The 3317-nt window shown below is 53.8% G+C and carries 1 tRNA gene and 2 rRNA genes; all 3 read left to right on the top strand.

From position 1 onward, the window contains the following. Window positions 1-49 precede the first annotated feature (49 nt). The 3 genes from ACP7C5_RS19080 to ACP7C5_RS19090 all read left to right on the top strand — a co-directional run bounded on the left by ACP7C5_RS19080 (window position 50) and on the right by ACP7C5_RS19090 (window position 3290). Window positions 50-2845: ribosomal RNA gene (locus ACP7C5_RS19080) — 23S ribosomal RNA — on the top strand. 185 nt (window positions 2846-3030) lie between these two features. Then, window positions 3031-3145 (top strand): 5S ribosomal RNA (gene rrf, locus ACP7C5_RS19085). Window positions 3146-3213: 68 nt separating this feature from the next. Next, window positions 3214-3290 (top strand) — tRNA-Met (locus ACP7C5_RS19090). Window positions 3291-3317: the final 27 nt, after the last annotated feature.

The following is a 3317-nucleotide window of genomic DNA, read 5'->3' on the forward strand; positions in this document are numbered from 1 at the left end:
CGATCCGTCATGGGTCGATCCCAGCATTGTCATTGGTGGTGCGGACTCTCAAGCGTGAGGTAAGGGCAATTCGTGGATGCCTTGGCGCATACAGGCGATGAAGGACGTGGCACGCTGCGATAAGCGTGGGGGAGCCGTGAGCAGGCTTTGATCCCACGATTTCCGAATGGGGAAACCCACCTATCCCGTTTAACTTCGTATCGAGGCAACTCGGTGCGACGCTAAATGGGGTTAGGTATCACTTAACTGAATACATAGGTTTCGTGAGGCGAACCCGGCGAACTGAAACATCTCAGTAGCTGGAGGAAAAGACATCAACCGAGATTCCGTTAGTAGTGGCGAGCGAACGCGGACCAGGCCAGTGCCTGATGGTGAATTAGCAGAACGGTTTGGAAAGACCGGCCATAGCGGGTGACAGCCCCGTATGCGAAAATGAAACATCAGGACTCGAGTAGGGCGGAACACGTGTAATTCTGTCTGAACATAGGGGGACCACCCTCTAAGCCTAAATACTCGTATGCGACCGATAGTGAACTAGTACCGTGAGGGAAAGGTGAAAAGCACCCCGATGAGGGGAGTGAAACAGTACCTGAAACGGATTGCCTACAAGCAGTTGGAGGGTCCTTGAGGCCTGACAGCGTACCTCTTGCATAATGGGTCTGTGACTTAATGTATCAAGCAAGCTTAAGCCGTTAGGTGTAGGCGCAGCGAAAGCGAGTCTGAATAGGGCGCCAGAGTTTGATGTATTAGACCCGAAACCCGGCGATCTATGCATGACCAGGATGAAGGTGCGGTAACACGCACTGGAGGTCCGAACCGATTAACGTTGAAAAGTTACCGGATGAGTTGTGCTTAGGGGTGAAAGGCCAATCAAGCCGGGAAATAGCTGGTTCTCCGCGAAAACTATTGAGGTAGTGCCTCGGATGGACACCTTGGGGGGTAGAGCACTGGATGGATGCGGGGGTCGCGAGACCTACCAACTCTAACCAAACTCCGAATACCCAAGAGTGATATCCGGGAGACAGACGGCGGGTGCTAAGGTCCGTCGTCAAAAGGGAAACAGCCCTGACCTACAGCTAAGGTCCCCAAGTCGTGTCTAAGTGGGAAAGCATGTGGAACTTCCAAAACAACCAGGAGGTTGGCTTAGAAGCAGCCATCCTTTAAAGAAAGCGTAACAGCTCACTGGTCTAAATAAGAGGTTCTGCGGCGAAGATGTAACGGGGCTCAAGACACGCACCGAAGCTTAGGGTGTGCCATTTATATGGTACGCGGTAGCGGAGCGTTCCGTAAGCCTGTGAAGCGATCTGGTAATGGGTCGTGGAGGTATCGGAAGTGCGAATGCAGACATGAGTAGCGATAAAAAGGGTGAGATGCCCTTTCGCCGAAAGACCAAGGGTTCCTGCGCAAGGCTAATCCGCGCAGGGTGAGTCGGCCCCTAAGACGAGCCCGAAGGGGGTAGTCGATGGGAACACGGTTAATATTCCGTGACCTGGTGGTGTGTGACGGATCTCGTGTGTTGTCTTCCCTTATTGGATTGGGAAGGCTTCGAAGAGGTCCCAGGAAATAGCCCCACCGTATAGACCGTACCCGAAACCGACACAGGTGGTCAGGTAGAGTATACCAAGGCGCTTGAGAGAAGTGTCCTGAAGGAACTCGGCAAATTGCCTCCGTACCTTCGGAAGAAGGAGGCCCCAACTAAGCGCAAGCTCTGTTGGGGGGCACAGGCCAGGGGGTAGCGACTGTTTAGCAAAAACACAGGGCTCTGCTAAGTCGGCTTCAAGACGACGTATAGGGCCTGACGCCTGCCCGGTGCCTGAAGGTTAAGTGGAGGGGTGCAAGCTCTGAAATGAAGCCCAGGTAAACGGCGGCCGTAACTATAACGGTCCTAAGGTAGCGAAATTCCTTGTCGGGTAAGTTCCGACCTGCACGAATGGCGTAACGACTTCCCCACTGTCTCCAGGACATGCTCAGCGAAATTGAATTCCCCGTGAAGATGCGGGGTTCCCGCGGTTAGACGGAAAGACCCCGTGCACCTTTACTGCAGCTTCAGAGTGGCATTAGGAAGAAACTGTGTAGCATAGGTGGGAGGCTATGAAGCGTTGGCGCCAGCTGACGTGGAGCCATAGGTGAAATACCACCCTGTTTGTTTCTGATGTCTAACCTCGATCCATGAAACTGGATCAGGGACCCTCTGTGGCGGGTAGTTTGACTGGGGCGGTCGCCTCCTAAAGAGTAACGGAGGCGCGCAATGGTGGGCTCAGGACGGTTGGAAACCGTCTGTTAGAGTGCAATGGCATAAGCCCGCCTGACTGCGAGACTGACAAGTCGAGCAGAGACGAAAGTCGGTCATAGTGATCCGGTGGTCCCTCGTGGAAGGGCCATCGCTCAACGGATAAAAGGTACGCCGGGGATAACAGGCTGATAACCCCCAAGAGCTCATATCGACGGGGTTGTTTGGCACCTCGATGTCGGCTCATCACATCCTGGGGCTGGAGCAGGTCCCAAGGGTTTGGCTGTTCGCCAATTAAAGTGGTACGTGAGCTGGGTTCAGAACGTCGCGAGACAGTTTGGTCCCTATCTGCCGTGGGCGTCGAAATTTGAGAGGAGTTGACCCTAGTACGAGAGGACCGGGTTGAACATACCTCTGGTGTACCTGTCGTTCTGCCAAGAGCGCAGCAGGGTAGCTATGTATGGACGGGATAACCGCTGAAAGCATCTAAGCGGGAAGCCTCCCTCGAGATAAGATTTCATAGAGCCGTCAGAGACCATGACGTTGATAGATCGGATGTAGAAGTGGAGTAATCCATGGAGCTAACCGATACTAATTGCTCTATTCGCGCTTGAGAGTCCCACCATCAATGACAATCCTGGGTAAACCAGCACGTCACAGATGGCGGATGATCAAATGCAACGCCTGATTGAACAAACTACATCATCACATAGGTATGCACGGACATCGATTTTGGGAGCCCAGCGCAAGCTGGGCTTCCCGAGAGAACCCGAACTTTTTGCTGTTCACCGGCTCCATTGCTTGGTGGCTATAGCGTCAGTGCCCCACCCGATCCCATCCCGAACTCGGCCGTGAAACCTGACTGCGCCGATGGTACTATCGCTTAAGCGATGGAAGAGTAGGTCGTCGCCAGGCATTGAAGCCGGTGAACACAAAACGTTCGTGTCTCTCATGAGAACCCATTTACAAGTCATCTACCCTGGCGCGGGGTGGAGCAGCCCGGTAGCTCGTCAGGCTCATAACCTGAAGGTCACAGGTTCAAATCCTGTCCCCGCAACCACACACCGACATACCAAACCGTCTCAGG

The sequence above is a fragment of the Sphingomonas sp. PWP1-2 genome (assembly GCF_049898305.1).
Classification (GTDB): Bacteria; Pseudomonadota; Alphaproteobacteria; order Sphingomonadales; family Sphingomonadaceae; genus Sphingomonas; species Sphingomonas glacialis.